This is a genomic window from Bacillus sp. FSL L8-0199 (assembly GCF_038005705.1).
GTDB lineage: Bacteria > Bacillota > Bacilli > Bacillales > Bacillaceae_G > Bacillus_A > Bacillus_A cereus.
Genome location: NZ_JBBOTS010000001.1, coordinates 3,931,245 through 3,956,989, shown reverse-complemented (window position 1 = coordinate 3,956,989; position 25,745 = coordinate 3,931,245). Strand labels below are relative to the sequence as shown.

Sequence of the window (25,745 nt, the reverse complement as noted above, 5' to 3'; positions counted from 1 at the left end):
CATGAAAATATTACATGTTATATTTTATCATTTACTACTATGGAGTGGCTTTTCCACTGTATTAACATTATCGAATGGTGATAAGTTTCATTATAAAGTTATTCTTTTTTTCGTATTTCTATATTTAGCCTATGTAATAGCATATTTTGTATTGCACGTAAGAAAGCAAGCTTTATTTCTTACATGTTCGAATTGTATATTATTTTTAATCATATTATCTATTTTTTAAATTAGCGTTTATAAAAATACATTGTTCTTCCATTAAATAATTGTAACTCTCCTTCTAATTTCTTCGCTAAAAAACGGCAAAATTCATTTGCTTTCCCTTTGTCACCAAATGTTGCATTAGGTGGTAAAGAAACTTGGATGAAAGATTGTTCATTTTCTATACCAACACCAATATAAATTGAGTCATACCGGTCGTGAGTGGATTGAAGTTTTAATGTTGTTGTAGATGTATCTAAAATTTCATAAGGAAAAGCGGTATTTGTATACGTGTAATTAATTTGGGCACCAGTTTTAGAAGTAACTGTTTTATAATAATGAAAAAGTTGTTTTATATCATCTATTGAAACTGATTGTTGGTTGGATTTCGGTACAAGCGTAATAAAGGCGTGTTGCATATAAGTTCCCCCTAACTTAGTAGAATACTATCATTCTACATCCTACTGAATTTTTTGACAATTAAAAGGAGTATGACATGTTTTGTTTAATATACTATTAATGAAACGTGATGTAGAAAGGTGGAAACCAATGTTTGAAAAATTGTATGATGAGCATGAAAGTGTGAAGGTACGATTTTTAGGGTTTATGACACATGATACACGTTATGATTTTGGTGTTATTTATACAAATATGTTTTTTGGAAAGCCGCTCATTGTTTGTATGCAAACAGGAAGGTCTACTTTACTCGGACGAGATGATGTAGAGAATATTCAATATATACAGGAGATTTTTAAATTAGGATCAGAAGAGGAAGCAAAGGAGTTAGCTCAGTTTTTCAAATTTCTAGTTCCGTCAACTTCTTTACATGCGGAATATGAAGAATAATTATTTTGAAACAGTCGTACTTATAAATATGGCTGTTTTTTATTTGAATATCGCATACTAATTTAAATTAAAAATATTTAATGTGTTATACTGAAAACCTATTGACGTAAAAAGTATAACATATTAAAATGAAGACAGAAAGTTAAGCGGTTACAAAAAGTTTTTGGGATTATAAACTTAGGGGGAAATGAAAAATGGGAACAATCGTATGTCAAGATTGTGAAGGTACAATTGCACACTTCGAAGATGAGAAAGTAACGGTACTTTACGGGAAATGTGGATCTTGCGGATGTGATCACACAGAGCATACAAAAGCCCAATAATTGATAGGAAATGGACAGCTAAAAGTTTTTAGGACCATAAACTTAGGGGGAAATGAAAAATGGGAACAATCGTATGCCAAGTATGTGAAGGAACAATCGGACATTTTGAAGATGAGAAAACGATGGTACTTTACGGAAAATGTGGAACAAATTGTGACTGTGCTAGAAAAGATAATGCGAAAGCTTAATGATAAATAAATAGATTACTATTAAAACTCAGGGGGAAATGAAAATGGGAACAATCGTATGCCAAGTATGTGAAGGAACAATTGGACATTTTGAAGATGAAAAATCAACAGTACTATACGGGAAATGTGGATCTCATTGCGAATGTGACCATAAAGAACATACAAAAGCTTAATAATAAGAAAAAGCGCCTACATGTGTAGGCGCTTTTTTAATAAATTGTAGTTGTATGACCAACTGTTGCAACGATTGCATCATCTCTAATTGGAATAAAACTTATGGATGTCTGTGGTGTACTAGAAGAAGCGTATTGGCTCATTATACGGCTATCGATACGGGTAATAGTATCAGTCAAGAAAGCTGAAATAAAAGCGTAAGGGACTCTTCGTTCATTTAATGAATAAATAATTTCTTCTTTTGTTTTTACACCCACGCCATGTCCGTAAAAAAAGAAATTTCCTAAATAGATTGTGTTTTCTCCTTGCCACTCAATCGTAGCTGGATTCACTTGTGGGTTTTTAAAGTAAACGAGGTCACCTGGAACAAGATCGCCACCGTTTTTTGTTATGAGCCTTAGATCTTGATCGTAGTCCCATGTATAAAGTAAAAGGTTTGCAAATAGACGATTGAAAGTTTCTTCCTCATACAATGATAGTAAAGCTTTATAAAAAATAATGATCATAGCGGTTGCGCATTCAGTTCCATATAGTTTTCCGTTTTTGAAAATATCCTGTATGGCAATAGAAGGTGGTATGTTTGGAAGAAGCTCGAATCCTCCAAGAGACGTTCTTTTCCAATACTGGGGGTTGCAAAAGGATTGTTGAAATGTACGAAACTGAAATCCACTTTGAAAAAGCTCTAGTGCAGAGATAATAATATTAACTCGTAAATTGAGATCAAAGCTGAGTTCATCAGCTGTTCGGAAGGAATAAACTTCTTGATTTCCTGCCATTATTGATAAAATTTGTTGTTTCTCTGCTGCAAATGGCTCATATTCATTTGTAATATAAGGATGTACAATAGAACGGCCTATTACAATCATAATAGTATCCCCACCTATACGTTACATTCTTAAGTATCGTATGAAGAAAAGGAAAAAAGGTGAAAAAAAAAGCCTATCAACTGATAGGCTTGTACTCTTTAATAACACGTAATGTTTGTAATGTCATATCTTCAGGACCTTGTACAGGTAAACCTGCTTCTAAGTTTTTACGAATATACTCTAAGTTTTCTTGTGTAATAATTTCCCCCGGAGTAAAGATTGGAATCCCTGGCGGATAAACCATAACAAAATCAGCTATAATACGACCCGCTGCATTTTCAAATGGAATGACTTCTGTTTCCGAATAAAAAGCATCTCGAGGAGAAAGTGCTAGCACTGGAATTTCTGGAATCTCTACTTGTACTTGAACACCTTTATCTGCCCTATTTCTAAATGTTGCTGCTAAATCGTGTAAAGCTGCAATAAGTGTATTTGTATCACTTTCTGTATCTCCCAAAGTGATAAGACATAGTATGTTGTATAGATCTGAGAGTTCTACTTCAATGTTATATTGCTCTCTAAGCCATACTTCAGCTTGGTGGCCGGTAATACCTAAATCTTTTACAGATACAATTATCTTTGTAGGATCATAGTTAAAGGTAGCATCTGTACCTAACATTTCTTTTCCAGGACAGTAAAGATGCTCAATAGAATTTATAGCATCACGAACATGTTCAGCTAATTGTATTGTTTGTTCTATGAGTGCTGTTCCTTCTGTAGCAAGACGTTTTCTCGCAACATCAAGGGATGCTAACAAGATGTAAGAAGTTGATGTAGTCGTAAGCATGCTAATAATAGATTGGACATGCTTTACATTCACTAAGCCTTCTTTCACATTAAGAATAGAACTTTGAGTTAAAGAGCCTCCTAATTTGTGAACACTTGTTGCTGCCATATCTGCACCAGCTTGCATCGCTGACATGGGTAATTCATCGTGAAAATGAATATGAACACCATGAGCCTCGTCGACTAGTACAGGGATGTCATAAGAATGTGCTAATTGTACAATCTGTTCTAAGTCTGCAGCAAACCCAAAGTACGTTGGGTTAATAACAAGTAAGCCCTTTGCATCTGAGTGCTCTTCAAGTGCTTTTTTGACAGATCGAATTGTGATTCCATGAGAAATACCGAGCTTCGGATCGATTTCAGGATGCATGAAAATCGGTTTTGCGCCTGAGAAAATAATAGCTGACATTACTGACTTATGCACGTTTCGTGGTACTAGGATTTTGTCACCAGGACCGCAAACGCTCATCACCATTGTCATAATAGCACCACTTGTACCTTGAATAGAAAAGAAAGTATGATCTGCACCGAATGCAGCGGCTGCTAAATCCTGTGCTTCTTTAATCATACCTTTGGGATGATGTAAATCATCGAGTGGCGCAATATTAATTAAATCAATTGCTAATGCATTATGCCCAATAAATTCGCGAAATGTAGGATCCATGCCCTGTCCTTTTTTATGACCAGGAATATGGAATTGAATTGGATTTCGCTTACTGTGCTCAACTAAAGCGGTAAACAATGGTGTTTCGTATTGGGACAATCTATACACCCCTTCTTCTTCATAATATTTAGTGTAATTTGTTTTATATAATCCTGCTCTAAAAAAGTTTAGTCTTTTTTAGAATAAGGCTTGTTTTTCTGCCATTCAAAAAATCGTTTTTGAGATGGTAGCTTCACTTTATTTTCTATAAAACAAAAGCATTATATCACCAATAATTATAGATGTATAGAAAAAAATGTTTTTAAGGTGAGTATGTTTAATAGTTAGCCTCAACTAATGAATAGAGGAAGACAATTCCATTAAAATGAATAAATAGTGTATAATGCAGAGTGGCTATAATGAAGAATAAAATATTCTCTTTAAGATAGCATAATGAAACAAGAAGAAATGATAAATGAGGTGCGAAATGGAATATCAATATCCGTTAGATTATGATTGGTCAAATGAGGAAATGGTTAAAATTGTTAAGTTTTATGAAGCGATTGAGAAAGCTTATGAAAAAGGGATTATAAGAGAAGAATTAATGGGTTTATATCGTCGTTTTAAAGAGATTGTTCCATCGAAAGCAGAAGAAAAGAAAATTGATAAAGAATTTGAAGAAGTAAGTGGATACTCTATATATCGTGCTATTCAAAGGGCAAAAGAAGTCGAAGAACAAAAGCTTGTAAAAATGTAAAAAATATTTTGAAAAATAAAAACTGAAGTGATATAATGTGATAACAACTAAAAACGGACAATATAAATTGTCCGTTTTCTACTATCGATTACAAAGTGCATATAAAGGAAGGAGTGATTGCATCGTAGATTCAATCTTAGCAAGGAATTGTTCGTTGGTCATTGCTGAAAACTCCTCTGGTGATATATGAATACCAACTAATAATTCTGCCTTTTTTACAGTAGCTAATCGTTCAATCATCTTTTGTAAGTCTTCGGTTTCAAGTGTTTTATGTAATTTCACACTTGGTTTAGTATGGTCAATGGACCAAACGAAGTCATTTGGAATATTTGTTTTTAAATCATTTAAATGTTCTAAGAAGGCATGAGCCGTCTCAACTTTTTGTGGACACTCATAGATTAAACCAAAGTATATGAAGGCATGAGTACCCCATAAGCCGATTTGGAAATGCGGTAGCATTTTATATCCTCGTTTATTTGTTGAAAAAGCAACCCAAGTATCGTTTGGTGGATTGACTTTGCGGCGTGCGTGTTTTGCAACATGATAAAAAAAGTTCTCATCAGTTTGTTTGGATAAGTATTCTGCAAAGTGTTCCCCTAAAGCTTCTAGCTTAGGATGAATGTTCGTTTTAATTGCACTCATTCGTTCTTCGAGACCATCAACTGTAAAGACATCAAAATCAGTTGACTTGAATGTTTGTATTGTCATGATTGTTCCTCCAACTCCTATTTTGCTTTTATTTTAGCATAGCTTGTACTATTCATAAAAAAAACAGCACAAAAAAATTTAAATAAAAAAATATAATTTTGTTGCATAGATGATTTATCCAACATAGTATAGTATAAAACAAAAAATCAGAAAATTGAATTAATTCTAGTCCGAGGGCAGACGAATATTGGGAGGAGGCAAATAATATGAGACAGGTGATTAATGCGTTAAAGAGAACAGATGCTGAAAAGAGAATACCGGTGCTACGTTTGGAGCTAGATTATGAATTAGCAACTTTATATGATGCGATGATGGAAGATGATAAACAGAAAAAAGAAGAGTGTGTACAAAAGTTAGAAGTGTTAAGACTTGAAATGATTCGTTTAGAAGCGTAATAATAGTATATGTATAAAAAATTAGTTGGTGCGAACCTTATAAAGGGTTCGTTTTTTCTGTGAACAGTATAGATCGGAGTGTTTAAACATGCAAGAAGTATGGAAAGACATTGATGCACACGCCAAACGGTGGATTCGGGATGCAGGAGAGCATTTAATGGCATCAATGAAAAAAGCACTTATTATAGAAACAAAATCAAATGCAGCTGACTTAGTTACAAATATGGACCGAGAGATAGAACAGTTTTTAATTGGGAAAATTAAAGAAACATTCCCGAATCATAATATTTTAGGAGAAGAGGGTTATGGAGACGAGATAACGTCTTCTGACGGGGTTGTTTGGTTAATTGATCCAATTGACGGCACGATGAACTTTGTTCATCAAAAAAGAAATTTTGCGATTTCAATTGGGATTTATGAGAACGGTATCGGAAAGATTGGACTTATATATGATCCAGTGCATGATGAACTATATCATGCAGTCAAGGGATCTGGAGCTTTTTGTAATGATATATCAATTCCTCCATTGAAAAAAGGAACTGTAGAGCAAGGTATTGTAGCTTTAAATGCGATATGGCTTACAGATAATCCATTGCTTAATATGGAAAGTATGATGGCACTTGTTAAGAAAGCAAGGGGCACAAGATCATATGGCTGTGCAGCGTTAGAGATGGTATACGTTGCAACAGGAAGAATAGATGCATATGTAACGCCGAGATTATCACCATGGGATTTTGGCGGAGGACAGATAATTGTAGAAGAAGTTGGAGGTAAGGTGACGACATTCTCTGGAGCGCCACTTTCTATCATAGAGAAGAGCAGTGTGTTAGTTGCAAAACCAGGAGTGTATGAAGAAGTGTTATCGTTTATATGAGAGCAACAAAAAAAGTAAGAGGCTGTGTATAAGCTTCTTACTTTTTAGCGTTATTGTGATTTGCGCATTTTTCTTTTTGTTACAAAACCGTATCCAACTGTAACAAATGTGCCGATAATGCAAATAATAATACCGATTGGACTATTTTCAGCAATCATAATGCCGATACCGATTAAGAAAATAACACCGATAATTGCAGTTAATAAAAAGCGATATTGAATGTGTTCCATTTCTTCACCCTCCAATCTCATTTTACTTTCACAAAAGTAAGAATACAACTATATTTTCATTCTTGCTTTTATTTTAATTGCTATTGTATCCCCTTCGCTCTTATAATAGAGAAGGATTAAAAAGACATTAGGAGTTGGACATGTTGAAAAAACGACAAGATTTACGTAATATAGCAATTATTGCCCACGTTGACCATGGTAAAACAACACTTGTTGACCAGTTATTACGTCAAGCGGGGACTTTCCGTGCGAACGAACACGTTGAAGAACGCGCAATGGATTCAAATGATCTAGAAAGAGAACGCGGTATTACAATTTTAGCGAAAAATACAGCGATTCACTATGAAGATAAAAGAATTAACATTTTAGATACACCTGGTCACGCTGACTTCGGTGGAGAAGTAGAACGTATCATGAAAATGGTTGATGGTGTTTTACTTGTTGTTGATGCATATGAAGGTTGTATGCCACAAACACGATTTGTTTTAAAGAAAGCTCTTGAGCAAAACTTAACTCCAATCGTAGTTGTAAACAAAATTGACCGTGACTTCGCTCGTCCAGATGAAGTAGTTGATGAAGTAATCGACTTATTCATTGAGCTTGGTGCAAACGAAGATCAATTAGAGTTCCCAGTTGTATTTGCATCAGCAATGAACGGAACAGCAAGCTTAGATTCAAACCCAGCAAATCAAGAAGAGAATATGAAATCATTATTCGATACAATTATCGAACATATTCCAGCACCAATTGATAACAGCGAAGAGCCACTTCAATTCCAAGTAGCACTTCTTGATTACAACGACTACGTTGGACGTATTGGAGTTGGTCGTGTATTCCGCGGTACAATGAAAGTAGGACAACAAGTTGCTTTAATGAAAGTTGATGGAAGTGTAAAACAATTCCGTGTAACAAAATTATTTGGTTACATTGGATTAAAACGTCAAGAAATTGAAGAAGCAAAAGCTGGTGACTTAGTAGCTGTTTCTGGTATGGAAGACATCAACGTTGGTGAAACAGTATGTCCAGTTGAGCATGAAGATGCGTTACCATTATTACGTATTGATGAGCCAACACTACAAATGACGTTCCTTGTAAATAACAGCCCATTTGCAGGTCGTGAAGGTAAATACATTACATCTCGTAAAATTGAAGAGCGTCTTCGTTCACAATTAGAAACAGATGTAAGTTTACGTGTAGATAATACAGATTCTCCTGATGCGTGGATCGTATCTGGACGTGGGGAACTACATTTATCTATCTTAATTGAAAACATGCGTCGTGAAGGTTATGAATTACAAGTATCTAAGCCAGAAGTAATCATTAAAGAAGTTGATGGCGTAAGATGTGAGCCTGTAGAGCGTGTACAAATCGATGTACCTGAAGAATACACTGGTTCTATTATGGAATCTATGGGTGCACGTAAAGGTGAAATGTTAGATATGGTGAATAACGGAAACGGTCAAGTTCGCCTTACTTTCATGGTTCCAGCACGTGGTTTAATTGGTTACACAACAGAATTCTTAACATTAACTCGTGGTTACGGTATTTTAAACCATACATTCGATTGCTACCAACCAGTACACGCTGGACAAGTTGGTGGACGTCGTCAAGGTGTTCTAGTTTCACTTGAAACAGGAAAAGCATCACAATACGGTATTATGCAAGTTGAAGACCGTGGTGTAATCTTCGTTGAACCAGGTACAGAAGTATATGCTGGTATGATTGTAGGAGAACACACTCGTGAGAACGACTTAACAGTTAACGTTGTGAAAATGAAACAACAAACTAACATTCGTTCTGCGACGAAAGATCAAACTTCAACAATGAAGAAACCACGCCTAATGACTTTAGAAGAATCATTAGAGTACTTAAACGATGACGAGTTCTGTGAAGTAACTCCAGAATCAATTCGTCTACGTAAAAAGATTCTTGATAAGAGTGAGCGCGAAAGAGCTGCTAAGAAAAAGAAATCTGTTGAAGCGTAAAAATAAAAAAACAACGCCCTTTATAAAGGGCGTTGTTTTTTTATTTTGTTTATTTTTTAGAATATTTACTCATTTTTGTGGACAGTATTTTTTTTGCGAGTTACTCTTGTATTAAGTGTATAAAGAAAATTGCATTTTACTGCTAGGGGGGAAGAGTGTGTTAGAAAGGATGTCTTTTTTTGCAAAATTGTGTAAGGTAGATGAAAATCCAGAGTTAGGAATGTGGTTACTTTATGGGACGATTATTATATTAAGTGCTCTCGTTTATAATTTAGGATTTGCTAGAAAGTTGTCTGTACTAAAAAATATTGTGATATACATATCATTAGCAATTGGATGCACAGTATTAACCTTTTTTGCTGTGTTTTTACCTGTTGGAGAAGGACTTGTTGTAGCGGCAATTGTACTTGGAATTTATAGATTGCGTTTGCGTCAAGCGAAACAACAAAAAGCAGGATAAGGAAGGGGAGTTTTCATGCGTTCAGTACAAGATGCACTATATAATTGGTTAACAATTAAAACAGTTGCGGAAGCACGTCCAGATGATAGTGCTGCAAAAGAAACATATTTGTTATTTCAAAATATGATATATGAAGAACATAAATTAAGAAATGTGGAAGTCGAAAAGAACGAGGAAATGTATTCAATTACATATGAAATGAATGGAGAACGGAAATCTGCAAGGTTTCCGTTAGAAGCCATTGATTGTTTTTTGGATCAGATGAATCGTGAACCAGAAAAATATAAATAAGTCCTTATCTATATGAGTAAGGACTTATTTACATTTTACCAATCATCTTCGATTTTTTTATCACGATATAATCGGAAATTACCACTTGCATGACGTTCCATTGTACGCTCTGCAATTCGTTCCGAACATTCCATGCACATATATGTATGAATAGGGCGATTACGCAGTTTTTTTGCCATAGGATTTTCATCATCTAACATATCTTTTTTATCACAAATCATACATTTGACTCTCATTTCGTCACCTCAATACGAATTCTATCAGTATAAGTATATCATGGAAGTATAATGTTTTTGAATAATAGCGGGAAAAAATAATATTTTCGCAATTCAAAAAATAAGTTATGATAAGGATATACCAAGTATGTTTGGAGGTGAAAATATGGCGAATGTAGTAGAGCCTACCTTAACAGAGGATTTAGTACAAACGTTGCGTAAAGAATGTATCGTTATGATAGCAACGACAGATTTCGAAAAACAAGTTCCTAACGTAAGTGCTATTTCTTGGGTGTATGCAGTGAGTAAAACTAGTATTCGATTTGCAGTAGATCAACGTTCACGTATTGTGGAAAATATACAGCATAATACAGGTGTGGTATTGACTATAATGGCGAATGAATCCGTATTTTCTATAAGTGGTGCAGGTGAAATTTTGACAGATAGAATGGAAGGTATTTCTCTAAAATTAACTGTAATAGAAGTAAATGTGCAAGAAGTGCGTGATGTTATGTTTTATGGAGCGAAACTTGCAATTGAACCAACATATGAAAAAACATATGATCTTCGGGCAGCGAAAAAGCTGGATAATGAAGTGTTAGTAGGGATAAGAGAATTATAAAGATGCTAAATAGGAAATTTGTTTATTCACTTTTGTAATCGGTTATTGTGATTTAACGTTAATAATTATAATAAAAAGTAATATATTGAATAGAAATGAATAAAGAATAAATAAAAGGTTTAATGACTATGATTTTCGATTCTACCTCGTTTACACGGTACATATAATTATAACAATGGTTCGTCCATATTTTATGGATGAAACCCTTGTTCTACAAATTTAAAAGTGGAGTCAGGGGGTAACAGGTTGGATAAAATTTATGTGTTAGATACGAATGTACTTTTGCAGGATCCTTTATCTATTTTTTCATTTGAAACCAATGAAGTAGTGATTCCAGCAGTTGTATTAGAAGAGGTTGATTCGAAAAAACGTTATATGGATGAAGTAGGACGAAACGCTCGTTATGTATCTAAGTTAATAGATAAATTTCGTGAAATAGGAAAGCTGCATGAAAGTATCCCGCTAGAAAACGGCGGAACATTTCGTATTGAATTGAACCATCGTTCATTTGTGCAACTACAAGATATTTTTGTAGAAAAAACAAATGATAATCGAATTTTAGCTGTAGCAAAAAATCTATCTTTAGAAGAACAGGAAAAAGAGGACGGGAAGTCTGTTATTTTAGTAAGTAAAGATGTACTCGTAAGAGTAAAAGCTGATGCAATTGGTTTGAAGGCTGAAGATTATTTAAGTGATCGCGTAATTGAAGTAGAAAATATATATTCTGGTTTTTTAGAAGGATATATATCAAAAGAACAATTGGATTATTTTTATGAGAAAGGTGAATTGCCTCTATCTGAAATTGCGAATCATCCTTTTTACCCAAATCAATTTGTAGTGATGAAAGATGCATTAGGGGGCTCTAGTTCTGCTCTTGGCATTGTGGATCACTTAGGTAAGAAGGTAAAGAAACTTATTTTTCACAATGAACAAGTGTGGGGGATACGACCACGAAACGTGCAGCAAATTATGGGATTAGAATTGTTGCTTCGTGAAGATATTCCGCTTGTAACCTTAACGGGGAAAGCCGGCACAGGAAAAACGTTACTTGCGTTAGCTTCGGGACTTATGCAAACAGAAGACTTAGGGTTATATAAAAAATTACTTGTGGCAAGACCAATTGTTCCAGTCGGAAAAGATATCGGTTATTTACCAGGAGAAAAAGAAGAAAAGTTAAGACCATGGATGCAGCCAATTTTTGATAACCTAGAGTATTTATTTAATACGAAAAAGCCAGGAGAGTTAGATGCTATTTTAGCTGGAATGGGTTCGATTGAAGTAGAAGCCCTTACTTATATACGCGGGAGAAGTATTCCAGATCAGTTCATTATCATTGACGAAGCACAAAATTTAACAAAGCATGAAGTGAAGACGATATTAACTAGGGTAGGGGAAAAGAGTAAGATTGTATTGATGGGAGATCCTCAGCAAATTGATCACCCATATTTAGATGAATATAATAATGGCTTAACATATGTTGTAGAGAAGTTTAAAGAACAGCGTATTAGTGGTCATGTGAAGTTTGTTAAAGGGGAGCGATCTAATTTAGCTCAACTAGCAGCAGATTTATTGTAAAAAGGAGTGAGCTTAAGCTCACTCCTTTTCTTTAAATAATTGTAAATTTACGGATGTTACGGATTGGATTTTGTTGATTAGATCCATCATTGAAATAGAGATGAACAGGTCCGTCTTCTTTTAATGGTTTTCCTTCTTTTGAAAAGCCTAGTATAGCATTTTTGACAGTTTCTAATGGAAGTGTCATTGTATGATCTACCGTTTCAATTTCAACTTGCGTAGCGTCCTCTAAAATTTCAGCGTTAGCAAGAAATGGATGAAATGGTATACCAAATGTTCCAGTAATCAGCTGTTCTTTTTTATATTTCTTCACACTTTGTTGTATTGGAGGAAAAGCGGCACCATCACGGATTTCGCGATCCCAATGTTCTGAAGTGTTTTTTAAATAAGTTTCTAGTTCAGACGTGTTTTCTCTAGTTTCATCAAAGTAAGTTGTCAAATCTACTTTTCGATCATCAAAGATCCAAACAGTTGGATCAATAGTGATTGGAAAACGTACTTTTCCGTTAATAAATAAAATTTCGCTCATTGTTGTTCCCCCATTTGTGTTATACTCCCACTTTTCAGTATAATAGTATTAGACACTGTTGTCACAAAAAATGTTTCTATTGCAATTTATTAAAACTATCGCTAATATTAATAGATAGGATAGAGGAGAGTAGGACGGAAACGGAGGGAATCAATTTGGCGTCTGAGACAGTAGCAAATCATCAGGAAAAGGCACTAGCCCTTCTACAAGCGGATGCAGAGAAGATTTTAAGACTTATTAAGGTGCAAATGGACCATCTTACAATGCCGCAATGTCCATTATATGAAGAAGTGTTAGACACACAAATGTTTGGACTATCCCGCGAGGTCGATTTTGCAGTTCGCCTTGGTCTTATTGCAGAAGAACAAGGGAAAGCAATGTTAGGTGAGCTCGAACGTGAGTTATCTGCACTTCATGAAGCATTTACAAACAAACAACAATAACGGGTTCAAATAAGGGGGCTCAAACTAAATTAGTTTGAGCTTTTTATTTGTATAATAAAGCAGGAAGAATCAATGTACATATGGAATACAACAATAATTAAATTGAAACAGAAAGAGGAAATGAAATGAAAAAAGTATGGAAATCAATGGATTATTCATTATTACTTCCTCTTGTTATCTTATGTGTGCTGGGAGTAATAATGGTATATAGTTCTAGTTCCATTGTTGCGATTTCGAGGCATAACTGGCCGGCAAATTACTTTTTTAAAAAACAATTAATAACTTTAGCTATTGGAACGGTATTGTTAGTAATTGTAGCTTCGTTACCTTATAAGTTTTGGAGAAAACGAATAATTTTATCGGCGATGGGGCTAGGGAGTATTGCTTTACTAGCAGCAGCCTTGATTTTTGGTAAGGAAATAAATGGTGCAAAAGGTTGGATATTAGGTATACAGCCCGCTGAATTTGTTAAATTATCGATTATTATTATATTAGCTCGCTTTTTTGCAAGGAGACAAGAAACAAATACACCTGTTTTTAAAGGGTCGGGACTTACACTTGGTTTTGTTGGAATGGCAATGTTTTTAATTTTAAAGCAAAATGATTTAGGTACCGATTTGTTAATTGCAGGAACAGTAGGGATTATGTTTCTTTGTTCAGGAGTAAGGATTAATTTATGGATTAAACGAATTGTTTTAACTTCTATAGTATGGATTCCAGCTCTATATTTTTTGGCTAATTATAAATTAAGTGGATATCAAAAGGCACGTTTTTCAGTTTTTCTTGATCCATTCAATGATCCTCAGAATGATGGATTCCAATTAGTAAATTCTTTTATTGGAATTGCTTCAGGAGGGCTAAATGGTCGAGGATTAGGAAATAGTGTGCAAAAATATGGGTATTTACCAGAACCGCAAACCGATTTTATTATGGCTATTATATCTGAAGAATTAGGTTTTATTGGTGTAGCTATTATTTTAATTTGCTTGCTACTTATTATTATTCGTTCATTCAGGATTGCTCAAAAATGTAACGATCCTTTTGGAAGTTTAATTGCAATCGGAATTGCAAGTTTAATAGGAGTACAAACTTTTGTTAATGTTGGTGGTATGTCTGGATTAATACCGCTTACGGGAGTGCCTTTACCGTTTATTAGTTATGGTGGAAGTTCCTTAATAGCTAATCTACTTGCAATGGGAATACTACTCAATATTGCTAGTCACGTGAAACGACAAGAGAAACAACAGAATGGTGTAATGAAAGAAAGAGAACAAAATGGACCACATCTTGTAGTTGTAAAATAAAAACACATTGTGCTTTAGAGCATGATGTGTTTTTTATTTTTAAGTAGTTCCAAATATGATGTACTAATTTCTTTTTCAGTTAAAAGATATATCACATTAAGTTAAATGTGATATACAATTAAGTTGTTAGAAAAGGAAGAGGTATGCTATACTATTTTTGTGAAACAAATTGCACAGAAAACTTATCATTTGTTAGAAAATAAGGTATGATGGATAAAAATAAAGTGAAGCTTTCTAAGTATAATATAATGTGGAAAGTGAAGAACTTCACGCTTTTTAAGGTGTGTATATATTTTATCTCTAGAGTGGTAGGAAAGTAGAGGGGGAAAATCATGACAAAGCTGCAACGTATTCAAAAAGTATTGGTAGCTAACCGTGGAGAGATTGCAATTCGTGTGTTTCGAGCTTGTTCGGAACTTGGATTAAAAACAGTTGCAATCTATTCTAAAGAGGATAGTGGTTCTTATCATCGCTATAAAGCCGATGAGTCCTATTTAGTTGGGGAAGGAAAAAAACCAATTGATGCTTATCTAGATATTGAAGGCATTATTGAGATTGCAAAAAGTAATCATGTAGATGCAATCCACCCTGGATATGGTTTCTTGTCAGAAAATATTCAATTCGCTAAACGTTGTGAAGAAGAAGGAATTATCTTTATCGGTCCGAAAAGTAAGCATTTAGATATGTTTGGAGATAAAGTGAAAGCAAGAACACAAGCGCAGCTAGCACAAATTCCAGTTATACCTGGTAGTGATGGTCCAGTAAATTCATTAGAAGAAGTCGAAAAATTTGCTGAAAAGTATGATTACCCGATTATTATTAAAGCATCCCTTGGGGGTGGCGGTCGTGGTATGCGTATTGTGCGTACTAGTGAGGAATTAGGAGAATCATATAATCGAGCGAAATCAGAAGCGAAAGCAGCTTTTGGTAATGATGAAGTTTACGTCGAAAAATTTGTTGAAAAACCTAAACATATAGAAGTACAAATTTTAGCAGATGAAGAAGGCAATGTTGTTCATTTATACGAGCGTGACTGTTCTGTACAACGTCGTCATCAAAAAGTTGTAGAAATTGCACCGAGTGTATCACTTTCAGATGATCTGCGTCAGCGTATTTGTGATGCTGCTGTGAAGTTAACGAAAAATGTAAACTATTTAAATGCAGGAACAGTAGAATTCCTTGTAAAAGATGATGAGTTTTACTTTATTGAAGTAAATCCACGTGTTCAAGTAGAACATACGATTACAGAAATGATTACGGGAGTAGATATTGTTCAATCACAAATTTTAATAGCGGATGGACATTCATTACATAGCAAAATGGTAGGTGTTCCGAAGCAAGAGGAAGTAGTTGTACATGGATTTGCAATTCAATCTCGTGTAACAACTGAAGATCCGCTAAATAATTTTATGCCGGATACAGGAAAAATTATGGCGTATCGATCAGGTGGTGGTTTTGGTGTGCGTCTTGATACAGGAAATAGCTTCCAAGGTGCAGTTATTACACCGTACTACGATTCTTTACTTGTAAAAGTTACAACTTGGGCACTTACTTTTGAGCAAGCTGCTGCAAAAATGGAACGTAACTTAAAAGAATTCCGTATTCGTGGTATTAAAACAAATATTCCATTCCTAGAGAATGTAGTAAAGCATAAAAACTTCTTATCAGGAGAATATGATACTTCATTTATCGATGCGTCACCTGAATTGTTCTTGTTCCCGAAACGTAAAGACCGTGGAACGAAAATGTTAAATTACATTGGTACAGTAATAGTAAATGGTTTCCCAGGAGTAGGGAAAAAAGAAAAACCAATATTCCCAGATGCTCGTATTCCATGTTTAAAACATTCAGAGCCAATCCAAAATGGAACGAAACAAATTTTGGACGAGCGTGGAGCGGACGGATTAGTAAAATGGGTACAGGATCAAAAACGTGTACTTTTAACGGATACAACATTCCGTGATGCACACCAGTCATTACTTGCAACTCGTATTCGTACAAAAGATTTACATCAAATTGCGGAGCCAACAGCGAGAATGTTACCGAACCTATTCTCAGCAGAAATGTGGGGCGGTGCAACGTTTGATGTTGCGTATCGTTTCTTAAAAGAAGATCCATGGGAACGATTACTAGATCTTCGTGAAAAAATGCCGAATGTGTTATTCCAAATGTTACTTCGTTCTTCAAACGCAGTTGGATACAAAAACTATCCAGATAATTTAATTCAAAAATTTGTGGAATGTTCTGCTCAAGCAGGCATTGATGTATTCCGTATTTTTGATAGTTTAAACTGGGTGGAAGGCATGAGAGTTGCAATTGACGCTGTACGAGACACTGGTAAAATTGCAGAAGCAACAATGTGCTACACAGGGGATATTCATGATCCACTGCGTAGTAAATATGATTTAAATTATTATAAAAATTTAGCAAAAGAGTTAGAAGCATCAGGAGCTCACATTTTAGGTATTAAAGATATGGCGGGCTTACTAAAACCAAATGCAGCATATGATTTAGTTTCTGCATTAAAAGAGACAGTGTCGATTCCAATTCATCTGCACACGCACGATACGAGTGGAAATGGTATATTAACGTATACGAAGGCAATTGAAGCAGGTGTTGATATCGTCGATGTAGCAGTGAGTTCTATGGCTGGTCAAACGTCACAACCAAGTGCGAACACGCTATACTATGCGTTAGGCGGAAACGAAAGACAACCAGATGTTAATATAGATTCTTTAGAAAAACTATCTCACTATTGGGAAGATGTACGCAAATACTATGCACCATTTGAAAGTGGTATGAATGCGCCTCATACAGAGGTATATATGCATGAAATGCCGGGTGGGCAGTATAGTAATCTTCAGCAACAAGCGAAGGCGGTTGGTTTAGGAGATCGCTTCGATGAAGTGAAAGTAATGTACCGCCGTGTGAATGACATGTTTGGAGATATTGTAAAAGTAACACCATCATCAAAAGTTGTTGGTGATATGGCATTATTTATGGTTCAAAACCATCTGACAGAACAAGATGTTTTAGAGCGTGGACATGCGATGGACTTCCCAGGGTCTGTTGTTGAAATGTTCTCTGGTGATTTAGGTCAACCGTACGGTGGTTTCCCGAAAGAATTACAAAAGATTATTTTAAAAGGGAAAGAGCCATTAACAGTAAGACCAGGTGAATTACTAGAGCCAGTAGATTTCGAAGCGTTAAAAGAAGAATTATTCCATAAACTTGGACGCGAAGTAACGATTTTTGATGTAGTAGCATATGCTTTATATCCAAAAGTATTTATGGATTATGAAAAAGTTGCTGAGCTTTATGGAAATGTATCTGTACTTGATACACCGACGTTCTTCTATGGTATGAGACTAGGTGAAGAAATTGATGTAGAAATTGAACAGGGTAAAACATTGATGGTTAAACTAGTATCAATTGGAGAACCTCAGCCGGATGGAAATCGTGTTCTTTACTTGGAATTTAACGGTCAACCACGTGAAATTATCGTGAAAGACGAGAGTGTAAAAGCAACAGTTGCACAACGTGTGAAAGGAAACCGTGAGAATCCAAATCATATTAGTGCAACGATGCCAGGAACGGTAATTAAAGTAGTTGTAAAAGAAGGCGAAGAAGTGAAAAAAGGCGATTCTATGGCAATTACAGAAGCGATGAAAATGGAAACGACAGTTCAAGCGCCGTTCAATGGTAAAGTGAAGAAAGTATATGTTAACGATGGTGATGCAATTCAAACGGGTGATTTACTTATTGAATTAGATCACTAAAATAAGAAAAGAGCTGTGTAAATACAGCTCTTTTTTATTGCAAAAAATCCCTTGCCGAATTGGCAAGGGATTTTAGTTTTAAATTATTTTGTTTGTTTAGAAGTTGATTCGGCTTCTTTGGCATTCACTTTACTTCTTGTTCCTAACATAACTAAATAGCATAGTACGGCAAACAAGCAAGAAATGAATAGAGAATGTAACAATGCCATCGCTAAACTAGCGTTTGTAAATACAACTAAAACTCCTACTACAGCTTGAAGTGTAACGAGGATAAATGAAATGATCCATCCCCAATATACTACAGGTTGCTGCTTGTAATGGCGAATAGCGAGAATCATGGCGTATAGTATCCAAGCGAAAATTAACATCGCTGCAACTCTATGGCCCATTTGAACCCATTCATGTAGTTGAGTTGGCATAGGTCTGTTTTTGCTACATAAAGGAAAGTCTGGACAGGCTAAGCTAGCTCGTTCGTGACGTACTAAAGCACCTGTGTAGACGACAATATAACTGTAAATTGTTACACCATAAATATGAAATTTCATTTTTTTGTCCATAATAAGTGAACGTGCATCAAATTTTTGGTCAATTTCAAAGATAAGACACGTTAATAAAATGACAGAAGCAAATGAAATTAAGGAAATACCGAAATGGATAGCAAGTACAGCTGGCATTTGTCCCCAAACAACTGCTGCTGCTCCCATTAATGCTTGTGCAACTAAAAATACGAAGGATAAAATTGCTAACGTTTTTGTTTCACGCACATGTTTATAATATTTCCAGGACAAAATACAAAGGAGAGTGACAAGAATTCCAGCTGATCCTGATGTTAATCGGTGGCTAAGTTCAATAATAGTTTCCATTGATAAATTAGATGGAACAAATTCACCGTTACAAAGTGGCCATGATTTACCACAACCTTGACCAGAACCTGTTTTTGTAACTAAAGCGCCTCCTAATAAAACTATTAATAAATCAATGCTTGTAATGACTGCTAACCATTTAATAAAGCGTTGCAATCTCTTTCACCATCTTTCTGCTATGAAGTTATTGCGAAATATTTTCATTCCATTATGTATAGAATAAAACGCGCTAGTTCCTATGATATATAAAAAATAATAAAATAGCAAAGAAATGGAGGGGGAAGGAAAGGGAGAGAAAATAGGTGTAAAAACAGGGTTTGAAAGGAAAAAATTAGGTGAAAAATAGGCTGTTTTGAAAAGAAATGGGGAGAATACGTGTTAAATAGGACAAAATAGTTTATTATAGAAGGTAACATCATGTTATGATAAGGACAAGTCAGAATGAAGTTTTTTATATCCGACACAAAAAGTTCATGTTTTCTTCACAAAATGTTCGGGAAATATGATTTAATATATTGGAGTATGGGCGTAGATTAGTAGTAGAATGGGTTAACAATGTTTCTACTGTAATAATATTGCTATATAGAAGCGAATTATTTCATTTGAAATAAGCGCAAAAAGAAAGATGAAAGTTTTAAGAGGGGGTTAGAGTGATGAACCATGCAACAAGTGAGCTGCATGATGAGTCCGCTGTTACAAGTGTACCGGAAACAACTCGGTTACAAGATTTATCAGCACTCGTTAAAATGGGGATTGTAAACTCAAATACACTTACTGTATTTACAGGATTTTGGTTGGCGTTACACTTTAATGGATTAAGTGTGATGGACAATCTGGATAAGCTATTTTTTACAATCGTTGGTTCAGGATTAATTATGGCGGGGGTATGTTGTTTAAATAACTACATCGATAGAGACATCGATCCGTTAATGGAAAGAACAAAGACTCGTCCAACGGTTACTGGAAAGTATAAACCAGGATTTGCACTTACATTTGGACTAGTTATATTACTTCTTGGATTTGTATTCTTATTATTAACAACACCAATGGCAGTTTTAATGGGATTTATTGGTGCTTTCACATATGTTGTCCTATATACTTTATGGACAAAGAGAAAGTATACACTAAATACTGTTGTAGGTAGTATATCTGGAGCAGTTCCACCTTTAATTGGATGGGCAGCAATCGATCCATCTTTAGGTCATCCAATTGCTTGGATGTTATTTTTAATTATGTTTATTTGGCAAATCCCACATTTCCTTGCATTAGCGATGAAACGTGTTGATGAATATCGAAATGCAGGAGTTCCAATGCTTCCTGTAGTTCATGGATTTGAAATTACGAAACGCCAAATTATGATTTGGACAGTATGTTTATTACCACTCCCATTTTATATGAGTGGACTAGGGATAACATTTATGGTAATTGCAACACTGCTTAACATCGGATGGATCGTTTTAGGATTTTATGGCTTCCGTAAGAAAGATGACATCAAATGGTCCGTGCAAATGTTTGTTTATTCCCTAAATTATTTAACAATCTTATTTGTATCAATGATTGTAGTTACATTCTTCTAAGACAACGACATAATTGGATTTCTTTACGTTGAGATTTACTTTACTTAACTATAAAGTACAATCTAATTCACAAGGAAAGTGGGGGTTGTTTGTATGAAGAAACAGTGGCGACTGCTTTCGTTCGTTTCACTGCTGGCTTTACTGTTAGGGGGATGCGGTAAAGCCTTTCAATCTACTTTAATTCCGCAAGGAGAAGTAGCAAAAATGCAATATGATTTACTTCTACTGGCTAGTGCAATCATGGTAGGAGTAGTACTAGTAGTTACTATTATTTTCTTGTATGTAATTGTGCGTTTCCGACAAAAGAAAGGTCAGGAAGATTATATTCCAGAGCAAGTTGAAGGGAATCACAAGCTAGAAATTATATGGACAGTTATTCCGATTATTCTTTTACTAATCTTAGCTGTTCCAACGGTTACATATACATTCAAACTTGCTGATGTAAGTGCGATGGAGAAAAAGAATATTGATAAAGATACTATCGTTGTTGATGTAACAGCGAATCTTTATTGGTGGGAATTTTCTTATAAATCAGAAAAGATAGTAATTTCGCAAGATTTGGTCATCCCCACAGGTAAGAAAGTGTATTTAAATTTGAAGGGTGCCGATATTAAACACTCATTTTGGGTTCCATCTTTAGCAGGGAAAATGGATACAAATACAGACAATGTGAACAAAATGTGGTTAAAGGCAGATAAATCGGGCACTTATAATGGTTTTTGTACAGAATTTTGCGGTCCATCACATTCTTTAATGCAATTTAAAGTGAAAGCTTTAGATGAAAGCGAGTACAAAAAATGGCTTGCTGATATGAAGAAGATTGATGGAAAAAAAGAAGTAGCTTCAACAAAGGCGCAAGAGGGCCAAGAAATATTTAATAAAAGCTGTATTGGTTGTCACGCAGTTGGATCTAATGATAGTAGACCACCTTCCGCTCGTATCGCACCAAACTTAGCAAACTTTGCGGATCGCGATATGGTTGCCGGTATTGCCGAAAACAATGAAGAAAACTTAAAAAAATGGCTGAAGGATCCTGAAAATATGAAGCCAGGAAACAAAATGACTGGCAAATATGGCAACTTAACGGATGATCAAATTGATGCATTAAATGCATACTTACAAACGTTAAAAGTTGAAAAGTAAAGAGGGATTATTCGCGAAGGGGAGGTTGAAAACGTGAGTTCTGTAGCAAAAAAACAGGGGATGGGTGCTGTCATATGGGATTATTTAACGACAGTAGACCATAAAAAGATTGCCATTCTCTATTTAATTGCAGGTGGATTGTTTTTTGTAATAGGCGGAATAGAAGCTCTATTTATTCGCCTTCAATTAGCAATTCCTAACAACGCTTTTCTTGTTGGGGATGCTTATAATCAAGTATTAACGATGCACGGTACAACAATGATTTTCCTCGCAGCTATGCCACTCGTGTTTGCATTTATGAACGCCGCTGTACCACTTCAAATTGGTGCACGTGATGTAGCGTTCCCGTTTTTGAATTCACTCGGATTTTGGTTATTTTTCTTTGGTGGAGTATTTTTAAATTTAAGTTGGTTTTTAGGTGGAGCACCTGATGCAGGATGGACATCTTATGCATCTTTAGCTTTAGCCTCTAAAGGTCATGGTGTTGATTTCTATGTACTCGGCTTGCAAATCTCAGGTATTGGTACATTAATTGGAGGAATTAACTTCCTTGTAACCATTATTAATATGCGCGCGCCAGGAATGACGTATATGCGTATGCCGATGTTTACATGGACAACATTTGTAACATCTTCGCTTATATTATTCGCTTTTCCGCCGTTAACTGTAGGATTAGGACTTTTAATGTTAGATCGTTTATTTGGAACAAGTTTCTTTGATCCGGCATTGGGCGGGAATACAATTATATGGGAGCATTTATTCTGGATTTTCGGTCATCCAGAAGTATACATTCTTATACTCCCAGCTTTCGGAATATTCTCGGAAATCTTCGCGACATTTTCGAAAAAACGATTGTTTGGCTATTCATCGATGGTGTTTGCGACGGTATTAATTGGATTTTTAGGATTTATGGTATGGGCGCACCATATGTTTACTGTTGGACTTGGTCCAGTTGCTAATGCTATTTTCTCAGTTGCAACAATGGCGATTGCGGTTCCGACTGGTATCAAAATATTCAACTGGCTCTTTACAATGTGGGGTGGAAGTATTCGTTTTACGACACCAATGATGTGGGCAGTAGCTTTCATTCCATCATTCGTAATGGGTGGAGTTACAGGGGTTATGCTAGCATCTGCACCAGCTGATTATCAATTTCATGATAACTATTTCGTAGTAGCGCATTTTCATTATGTAATCGTTGGCGGTGTTGTATTTGGTTTACTTGCAGGAGCCCATTATTATTGGCCACTGATGTTCAATAAAGTATTAAATGAAACATTAGGAAAGATAACGTTTTGGCTATTCTTTATCGGTTTCCATTTAACGTTCTTTATTCAGCATTTCCTTGGCTTGATTGGTATGCCACGCCGTTACTACACATATCTTGAAGGGCAAGGGTTGGAAATGGGGAATATGATTAGTTCTATCGGAGCGGTGTTTATGGCTCTTGGAACGATTGTTCTTCTATTCAATGTAATTAAAACGACAGTATCAAAAGAAAAAGCTGGTCGTGATCCGTGGGATGCACGTACATTAGAATGGACAATGCCAGCACCGACACCAGAATATAACTTTAAACAATTACCATTTGTTCGCGGATTAGATCCGTTTTGGATTGAAAAACGTGAAGGTAATAAAGAGATGACAGCAGCGGAACCAGTTGGTGATATTCATATGCCAAATCCTTCGTTTTCACCATTTGTCATTTCTTTCGGATTGTTTATAGCGGCATTCGGTGCGATGTATATGCAGGGCGGAAAAGATAAGTTCTGGTTATTAGTAGCAATTATTGGTTTAATCATTACATTTGGCGCAATGTTCCTACGTTCAGTAATTGATGATCATGGGTATCATATTCATAAAGAAGATTTAGAGGATAAGGGGGGCAAGGCATAATGCATGTAGATGAAAAATTAACGAATGAAACATTTCCAGCAGAGCCTGAAAAAGCAACCCTTGAAGGGAAAAATAAGTTTGTCGGTTTTTGGTTATTTCTTGGAGGCGAAACAGTGCTGTTCGCTTCCTTATTCGGCACATATTTAGCGTTAAAGAATTCTACAAATGGTGGACCAACATCTCAAGAGATGTTCCAAATGCCACTCGTTTTTATTATGACGATGCTTTTATTAACGAGTAGCTTAACGAGTGTATATGCGATGTATCACATGAAAAACTTTAACTTTAAGAAAATGCAGCTTTGGTTACTAGTAACAGTATTGCTAGGTTTAGGGTTTTTAGGATTTGAGATATATGAGTTTTATCATTATACACATGAATTTAAGCATACTATGAGAAGTAGTGCGTTTGGCTCTGCGTTTTATGCTCTTGTTGGTACACATGGACTCCACGTATTGTTTGGGTTATGTTGGATTTTAACATTAATCTTTAGAAATGCGAAGAGAGGTCTAAATTTATACAATGCACCGAAGTTTTATGTTGCATCGATTTATTGGCACTTTATTGACGTAGTTTGGGTGTTTATTTTCACTGTAGTATATTTAATGGGAATGGTGGGATAAACAATGGCGATAAAGCAAACGAATAATCCTAAAGTTGATCTTGTTTATCGGAAGAGAAAAAGTGCGGAGGAAATGAGGCATCAAGTTATTACGTTTGCATTAATGATTTTTTTAACATTAGTTGCATTTGTAGCAGTGGCGTATCCAAAAACTTTTAGTCCGATTTTCTCTGTACCGTTTATTTTACTATTAGCAGTGGTACAAGTAATTTTTCAATTGTATTATTTTATGCATATGAGTCATAAAGGACATGAAGCAGCAAGTTTCTTTCTTTACTCTGGTCTGCTAATAGGATTAATTACAATTTTAGCTTTTATGACAATCGTGTGGATTTGAAAAGTGAAAAATAAGGGAGCTTGTGTTGTCACAGCTCCCTCTTCATATTATGAGATAACCTTACGAAGGTAGGTGTGAAAATGAGTAACTTGTGGATATTTGGTTTTCAGGCTTTATGGAGTCCAATCTTTTTATTATTTATGCTTTCAATTCTTATTGGGTACTTCTTAATTATTGGGCCATATAGAATGCGATTTGAAAATGCGACGAAGGTAAGTAAGAAGCAAATTTTTTATTTTACGACTGGTATTGTTCTTTTGTATTTTGTAAAGGGAGGACCTATTGATTTAATTGGCCATATTATATTTAGTGCTCATATGTTTGAAATGGCAGTCATGTATATTGCAGTTCCACCGTTACTGTTGCTTGGTATACCAATTTGGTTATATCGTTACATTACTTCTTTTAAGTTCGTTCAAATTATATTAAAGGCATTTGCTAAACCACTTATTGCGTTGTTTGTATTTAACGGCCTGTTTTCTTTTTATCATTTACCAGTTGTTTTTGATACAGTAAAACAAAGTCAAATAGCTCATCCTATTTGTCTCGCTATATTGTTTTTTACAGCAATCATGATGTGGTGGCCGATGTTAAATCCATTACCAGAATATCAAACGTTAAGTGATATAAAGAAACTTGGTTATATGTTTGCTAACGGCATATTATTAACGCCTGCCTGTGCGTTAATCATTTTTGCGACAGCGCCGTTATTTGCAACGTATACGGATCCAGCTGCTTGGATGAAAGCGATGGAACTATGTGTACCAGCGGACACTTTATCAGATTTGAATATAACGGGACCAGAATTTTTGCACTGGATGCCAGTCGTACAAGACCAGCAAACTGGTGGTATTATAATGAAAATTGTCCAGGAAATAGTATACGGTACAATTATAGGCTATGTATTCTTTAGATGGGCACGTAGAGAACGTGAAAAGGATAAGGAGCAGTTGCAACAATTGCCGCCGTATTTACAGACTAAGTAAAAAAGTGTATGGGATTCCATGCGCTTTTTCTTTTTTAGTTTTAGCTACCTTTAAAAAGATTGAATTTTCTAACTTTTTATGTTAAGTTAGTGTAGGCGTGTACTAAAAGTGGAGATAAAATTTA

At 35.3% G+C, this 25,745-nt stretch carries 30 protein-coding genes; 22 read left to right on the top strand and 8 right to left on the bottom strand.

The window, feature by feature from the left end:
- Position 1 precedes the first annotated feature (1 nt).
- Entirely contained in the window at positions 2–229 is a 228-nt protein-coding gene (locus NST86_RS20160) for a hypothetical protein (RefSeq protein ID WP_000697469.1), read from the top strand.
- A 1-nt stretch (position 230) separates the two neighbouring features.
- Here NST86_RS20160 and NST86_RS20155 read toward each other — a convergent pair whose 3' ends face one another.
- Entirely contained in the window at positions 231–623 is a 393-nt protein-coding gene (locus NST86_RS20155; RefSeq protein WP_001163302.1) for a DUF1885 family protein, read from the bottom strand.
- 130 nt (positions 624–753) lie between these two features.
- On the opposite strand from NST86_RS20155, the gene NST86_RS20150 reads away from it, so the two are divergent.
- The 4 genes from NST86_RS20150 (at position 754) to NST86_RS20135 (ending at position 1,734) form a co-directional block, all read left to right on the top strand.
- On the top strand, positions 754–1,050 hold the full coding sequence (locus NST86_RS20150) for a DUF3055 domain-containing protein (RefSeq protein WP_033683945.1): 297 nt from the start codon (positions 754–756) through the stop codon (positions 1,048–1,050).
- Positions 1,051–1,244: 194 nt separating this feature from the next.
- Positions 1,245–1,373 (top strand): GapA-binding peptide SR1P, encoded by a 129-nt coding sequence (locus NST86_RS20145; RefSeq protein WP_000536778.1) that lies wholly within the window; start codon positions 1,245–1,247, stop codon positions 1,371–1,373.
- A 59-nt stretch (positions 1,374–1,432) separates the two neighbouring features.
- Entirely contained in the window at positions 1,433–1,561 is a 129-nt protein-coding gene (locus NST86_RS20140; RefSeq protein WP_340934234.1) for a GapA-binding peptide SR1P, read from the top strand.
- A 44-nt stretch (positions 1,562–1,605) separates the two neighbouring features.
- Positions 1,606–1,734 (top strand): GapA-binding peptide SR1P, encoded by a 129-nt coding sequence (locus NST86_RS20135; RefSeq protein ID WP_000536796.1) that lies wholly within the window; start codon positions 1,606–1,608, stop codon positions 1,732–1,734.
- Between the two features lie 36 nt (positions 1,735–1,770).
- On the opposite strand, the gene NST86_RS20130 is transcribed toward NST86_RS20135, so the two are convergent.
- Positions 1,771–2,601 (bottom strand): protein-glutamine gamma-glutamyltransferase, encoded by an 831-nt coding sequence (locus NST86_RS20130; RefSeq protein WP_000635337.1) that lies wholly within the window; start codon positions 2,599–2,601, stop codon positions 1,771–1,773.
- Positions 2,602–2,677: 76 nt separating this feature from the next.
- A complete protein-coding gene (gene speA, locus NST86_RS20125; RefSeq protein ID WP_140159101.1) occupies positions 2,678–4,150 on the bottom strand; it encodes an arginine decarboxylase in 1,473 nt (490 codons plus the stop codon).
- Between the two features lie 367 nt (positions 4,151–4,517).
- Here speA and NST86_RS20120 point away from each other — a divergent pair, with 367 nt between their 5' ends.
- On the top strand, positions 4,518–4,787 hold the full coding sequence (locus tag NST86_RS20120) for a UPF0223 family protein (protein ID WP_000456547.1): 270 nt from the start codon (positions 4,518–4,520) through the stop codon (positions 4,785–4,787).
- Between the two features lie 81 nt (positions 4,788–4,868).
- Here the strand turns inward: NST86_RS20120 and NST86_RS20115 are convergent, their stop codons facing one another.
- On the bottom strand, positions 4,869–5,495 hold the full coding sequence (locus tag NST86_RS20115; RefSeq protein WP_086424051.1) for a YktB family protein: 627 nt from the start codon (positions 5,493–5,495) through the stop codon (positions 4,869–4,871).
- Between the two features lie 206 nt (positions 5,496–5,701).
- Between NST86_RS20115 and NST86_RS20110 the strand changes: the two genes are divergently transcribed.
- Positions 5,702–5,890 (top strand): hypothetical protein, encoded by a 189-nt coding sequence (locus NST86_RS20110; protein WP_001250164.1) that lies wholly within the window; start codon positions 5,702–5,704, stop codon positions 5,888–5,890.
- A gap of 88 nt (positions 5,891–5,978) precedes the next feature.
- Positions 5,979–6,764 (top strand): inositol monophosphatase family protein, encoded by a 786-nt coding sequence (locus tag NST86_RS20105; RefSeq protein ID WP_001158703.1) that lies wholly within the window; start codon positions 5,979–5,981, stop codon positions 6,762–6,764.
- A 50-nt stretch (positions 6,765–6,814) separates the two neighbouring features.
- Here NST86_RS20105 and NST86_RS20100 read toward each other — a convergent pair whose 3' ends face one another.
- Positions 6,815–6,994 carry a DUF5325 family protein gene (locus NST86_RS20100; RefSeq protein WP_000400127.1) on the bottom strand — a complete coding sequence of 60 codons (180 nt, stop codon included), beginning with the start codon at positions 6,992–6,994 and terminating at the stop codon, positions 6,815–6,817.
- A gap of 140 nt (positions 6,995–7,134) precedes the next feature.
- On the opposite strand from NST86_RS20100, the gene typA reads away from it, so the two are divergent.
- From typA to NST86_RS20085, 3 genes are all read left to right on the top strand, one after another.
- A complete protein-coding gene (gene typA, locus NST86_RS20095) occupies positions 7,135–8,979 on the top strand; it encodes a translational GTPase TypA (RefSeq protein WP_000914759.1) in 1,845 nt (614 codons plus the stop codon).
- Between the two features lie 157 nt (positions 8,980–9,136).
- On the top strand, positions 9,137–9,439 hold the full coding sequence (locus tag NST86_RS20090; RefSeq protein WP_000893662.1) for a YlaH-like family protein: 303 nt from the start codon (positions 9,137–9,139) through the stop codon (positions 9,437–9,439).
- Between the two features lie 15 nt (positions 9,440–9,454).
- Entirely contained in the window at positions 9,455–9,730 is a 276-nt protein-coding gene (locus NST86_RS20085) for a hypothetical protein (protein ID WP_086424050.1), read from the top strand.
- A gap of 35 nt (positions 9,731–9,765) precedes the next feature.
- Here NST86_RS20085 and NST86_RS20080 read toward each other — a convergent pair whose 3' ends face one another.
- Positions 9,766–9,966, bottom strand: coding sequence for a YlaI family protein (locus tag NST86_RS20080; protein ID WP_002082250.1), 201 nt, complete (start codon positions 9,964–9,966; stop codon positions 9,766–9,768).
- 145 nt (positions 9,967–10,111) lie between these two features.
- Here NST86_RS20080 and NST86_RS20075 point away from each other — a divergent pair, with 145 nt between their 5' ends.
- Together NST86_RS20075 and NST86_RS20070 are read left to right on the top strand one after the other, a co-directional pair.
- Positions 10,112–10,567 carry a pyridoxamine 5'-phosphate oxidase family protein gene (locus NST86_RS20075; RefSeq protein WP_000024595.1) on the top strand — a complete coding sequence of 152 codons (456 nt, stop codon included), beginning with the start codon at positions 10,112–10,114 and terminating at the stop codon, positions 10,565–10,567.
- A 246-nt stretch (positions 10,568–10,813) separates the two neighbouring features.
- Positions 10,814–12,142 (top strand): PhoH family protein, encoded by a 1,329-nt coding sequence (locus NST86_RS20070; RefSeq protein ID WP_000358083.1) that lies wholly within the window; start codon positions 10,814–10,816, stop codon positions 12,140–12,142.
- Between the two features lie 31 nt (positions 12,143–12,173).
- On the opposite strand, the gene NST86_RS20065 is transcribed toward NST86_RS20070, so the two are convergent.
- Complete coding sequence (locus tag NST86_RS20065; RefSeq protein WP_001289809.1) at positions 12,174–12,671, bottom strand: hypothetical protein; 498 nt, start codon at positions 12,669–12,671, stop codon at positions 12,174–12,176.
- A 155-nt stretch (positions 12,672–12,826) separates the two neighbouring features.
- On the opposite strand from NST86_RS20065, the gene NST86_RS20060 reads away from it, so the two are divergent.
- From NST86_RS20060 to pyc, 3 genes are all read left to right on the top strand, one after another.
- Complete coding sequence (locus NST86_RS20060; RefSeq protein ID WP_000135694.1) at positions 12,827–13,114, top strand: YlaN family protein; 288 nt, start codon at positions 12,827–12,829, stop codon at positions 13,112–13,114.
- A gap of 125 nt (positions 13,115–13,239) precedes the next feature.
- Complete coding sequence (locus NST86_RS20055) at positions 13,240–14,418, top strand: FtsW/RodA/SpoVE family cell cycle protein (RefSeq protein WP_000758413.1); 1,179 nt, start codon at positions 13,240–13,242, stop codon at positions 14,416–14,418.
- 332 nt (positions 14,419–14,750) lie between these two features.
- Positions 14,751–18,197 (top strand): pyruvate carboxylase, encoded by a 3,447-nt coding sequence (gene pyc, locus NST86_RS20050; RefSeq protein WP_340934231.1) that lies wholly within the window; start codon positions 14,751–14,753, stop codon positions 18,195–18,197.
- Between the two features lie 83 nt (positions 18,198–18,280).
- On the opposite strand, the gene ctaA is transcribed toward pyc, so the two are convergent.
- Entirely contained in the window at positions 18,281–19,216 is a 936-nt protein-coding gene (ctaA, locus tag NST86_RS20045) for a heme A synthase (RefSeq protein WP_016118565.1), read from the bottom strand.
- Positions 19,217–19,713: 497 nt separating this feature from the next.
- Here ctaA and ctaB point away from each other — a divergent pair, with 497 nt between their 5' ends.
- The 6 genes from ctaB (at position 19,714) to ctaG (ending at position 25,621) form a co-directional block, all read left to right on the top strand.
- The gene (gene ctaB / locus NST86_RS20040) at positions 19,714–20,637 is read left to right on the top strand and encodes a protoheme IX farnesyltransferase (RefSeq protein ID WP_001015064.1); all 924 of its coding nucleotides are present in this window, start codon (positions 19,714–19,716) and stop codon (positions 20,635–20,637) included.
- A gap of 93 nt (positions 20,638–20,730) precedes the next feature.
- Positions 20,731–21,780, top strand: coding sequence for a cytochrome c oxidase subunit II (gene coxB / locus NST86_RS20035; protein ID WP_227593083.1), 1,050 nt, complete (start codon positions 20,731–20,733; stop codon positions 21,778–21,780).
- Between the two features lie 60 nt (positions 21,781–21,840).
- The gene (ctaD, locus tag NST86_RS20030; protein WP_340934858.1) at positions 21,841–23,676 is read left to right on the top strand and encodes a cytochrome c oxidase subunit I; all 1,836 of its coding nucleotides are present in this window, start codon (positions 21,841–21,843) and stop codon (positions 23,674–23,676) included.
- Complete coding sequence (gene ctaE, locus NST86_RS20025) at positions 23,676–24,299, top strand: cytochrome c oxidase subunit III (protein WP_000557861.1); 624 nt, start codon at positions 23,676–23,678, stop codon at positions 24,297–24,299. The genes ctaD and ctaE overlap by 1 nt, the downstream gene beginning before the upstream one ends.
- A gap of 3 nt (positions 24,300–24,302) precedes the next feature.
- Positions 24,303–24,635: a cytochrome c oxidase subunit IVB gene (gene ctaF, locus NST86_RS20020; RefSeq protein ID WP_000985706.1), complete on the top strand. Its 333-nt coding sequence runs from the start codon at positions 24,303–24,305 to the stop codon at positions 24,633–24,635.
- 80 nt (positions 24,636–24,715) lie between these two features.
- Positions 24,716–25,621, top strand: coding sequence for a cytochrome c oxidase assembly factor CtaG (gene ctaG, locus NST86_RS20015; protein WP_000069021.1), 906 nt, complete (start codon positions 24,716–24,718; stop codon positions 25,619–25,621).
- Positions 25,622–25,745 lie beyond the last annotated feature (124 nt).

Bases quoted from the DNA above. Each gene is read 5' to 3' on its own strand.
- coxB (WP_227593083.1), top strand. From the start codon at position 20,731: ATGAAGAAACAGTGGCGACTGCTTTCGTTCGTTTCACTGCTGGCTTTA.
- NST86_RS20145 (WP_000536778.1), top strand. From the start codon at position 1,245: ATGGGAACAATCGTATGTCAAGATTGTGAAGGTACAATTGCACACTTC.
- NST86_RS20120 (WP_000456547.1), top strand. From the start codon at position 4,518: ATGGAATATCAATATCCGTTAGATTATGATTGGTCAAATGAGGAAATG.
- NST86_RS20140 (WP_340934234.1), top strand. From the start codon at position 1,433: ATGGGAACAATCGTATGCCAAGTATGTGAAGGAACAATCGGACATTTT.
- NST86_RS20135 (WP_000536796.1), top strand. From the start codon at position 1,606: ATGGGAACAATCGTATGCCAAGTATGTGAAGGAACAATTGGACATTTT.
- NST86_RS20080 (WP_002082250.1), bottom strand. From the start codon at position 9,966: ATGAGAGTCAAATGTATGATTTGTGATAAAAAAGATATGTTAGATGAT.
- NST86_RS20065 (WP_001289809.1), bottom strand. From the start codon at position 12,671: ATGAGCGAAATTTTATTTATTAACGGAAAAGTACGTTTTCCAATCACT.
- ctaG (WP_000069021.1), top strand. From the start codon at position 24,716: ATGAGTAACTTGTGGATATTTGGTTTTCAGGCTTTATGGAGTCCAATC.
- pyc (WP_340934231.1), top strand. From the start codon at position 14,751: ATGACAAAGCTGCAACGTATTCAAAAAGTATTGGTAGCTAACCGTGGA.
- ctaF (WP_000985706.1), top strand. From the start codon at position 24,303: ATGGCGATAAAGCAAACGAATAATCCTAAAGTTGATCTTGTTTATCGG.
- NST86_RS20155 (WP_001163302.1), bottom strand. From the start codon at position 623: ATGCAACACGCCTTTATTACGCTTGTACCGAAATCCAACCAACAATCA.
- ctaB (WP_001015064.1), top strand. From the start codon at position 19,714: ATGAACCATGCAACAAGTGAGCTGCATGATGAGTCCGCTGTTACAAGT.
- NST86_RS20160 (WP_000697469.1), top strand. From the start codon at position 2: ATGAAAATATTACATGTTATATTTTATCATTTACTACTATGGAGTGGC.
- ctaD (WP_340934858.1), top strand. From the start codon at position 21,841: ATGGGTGCTGTCATATGGGATTATTTAACGACAGTAGACCATAAAAAG.
- NST86_RS20055 (WP_000758413.1), top strand. From the start codon at position 13,240: ATGAAAAAAGTATGGAAATCAATGGATTATTCATTATTACTTCCTCTT.
- NST86_RS20150 (WP_033683945.1), top strand. From the start codon at position 754: ATGTTTGAAAAATTGTATGATGAGCATGAAAGTGTGAAGGTACGATTT.
- NST86_RS20130 (WP_000635337.1), bottom strand. From the start codon at position 2,601: ATGATTGTAATAGGCCGTTCTATTGTACATCCTTATATTACAAATGAA.
- NST86_RS20085 (WP_086424050.1), top strand. From the start codon at position 9,455: ATGCGTTCAGTACAAGATGCACTATATAATTGGTTAACAATTAAAACA.
- NST86_RS20110 (WP_001250164.1), top strand. From the start codon at position 5,702: ATGAGACAGGTGATTAATGCGTTAAAGAGAACAGATGCTGAAAAGAGA.
- NST86_RS20115 (WP_086424051.1), bottom strand. From the start codon at position 5,495: ATGACAATACAAACATTCAAGTCAACTGATTTTGATGTCTTTACAGTT.
- ctaE (WP_000557861.1), top strand. From the start codon at position 23,676: ATGCATGTAGATGAAAAATTAACGAATGAAACATTTCCAGCAGAGCCT.
- NST86_RS20105 (WP_001158703.1), top strand. From the start codon at position 5,979: ATGCAAGAAGTATGGAAAGACATTGATGCACACGCCAAACGGTGGATT.
- NST86_RS20100 (WP_000400127.1), bottom strand. From the start codon at position 6,994: ATGGAACACATTCAATATCGCTTTTTATTAACTGCAATTATCGGTGTT.
- NST86_RS20075 (WP_000024595.1), top strand. From the start codon at position 10,112: ATGGCGAATGTAGTAGAGCCTACCTTAACAGAGGATTTAGTACAAACG.
- typA (WP_000914759.1), top strand. From the start codon at position 7,135: ATGTTGAAAAAACGACAAGATTTACGTAATATAGCAATTATTGCCCAC.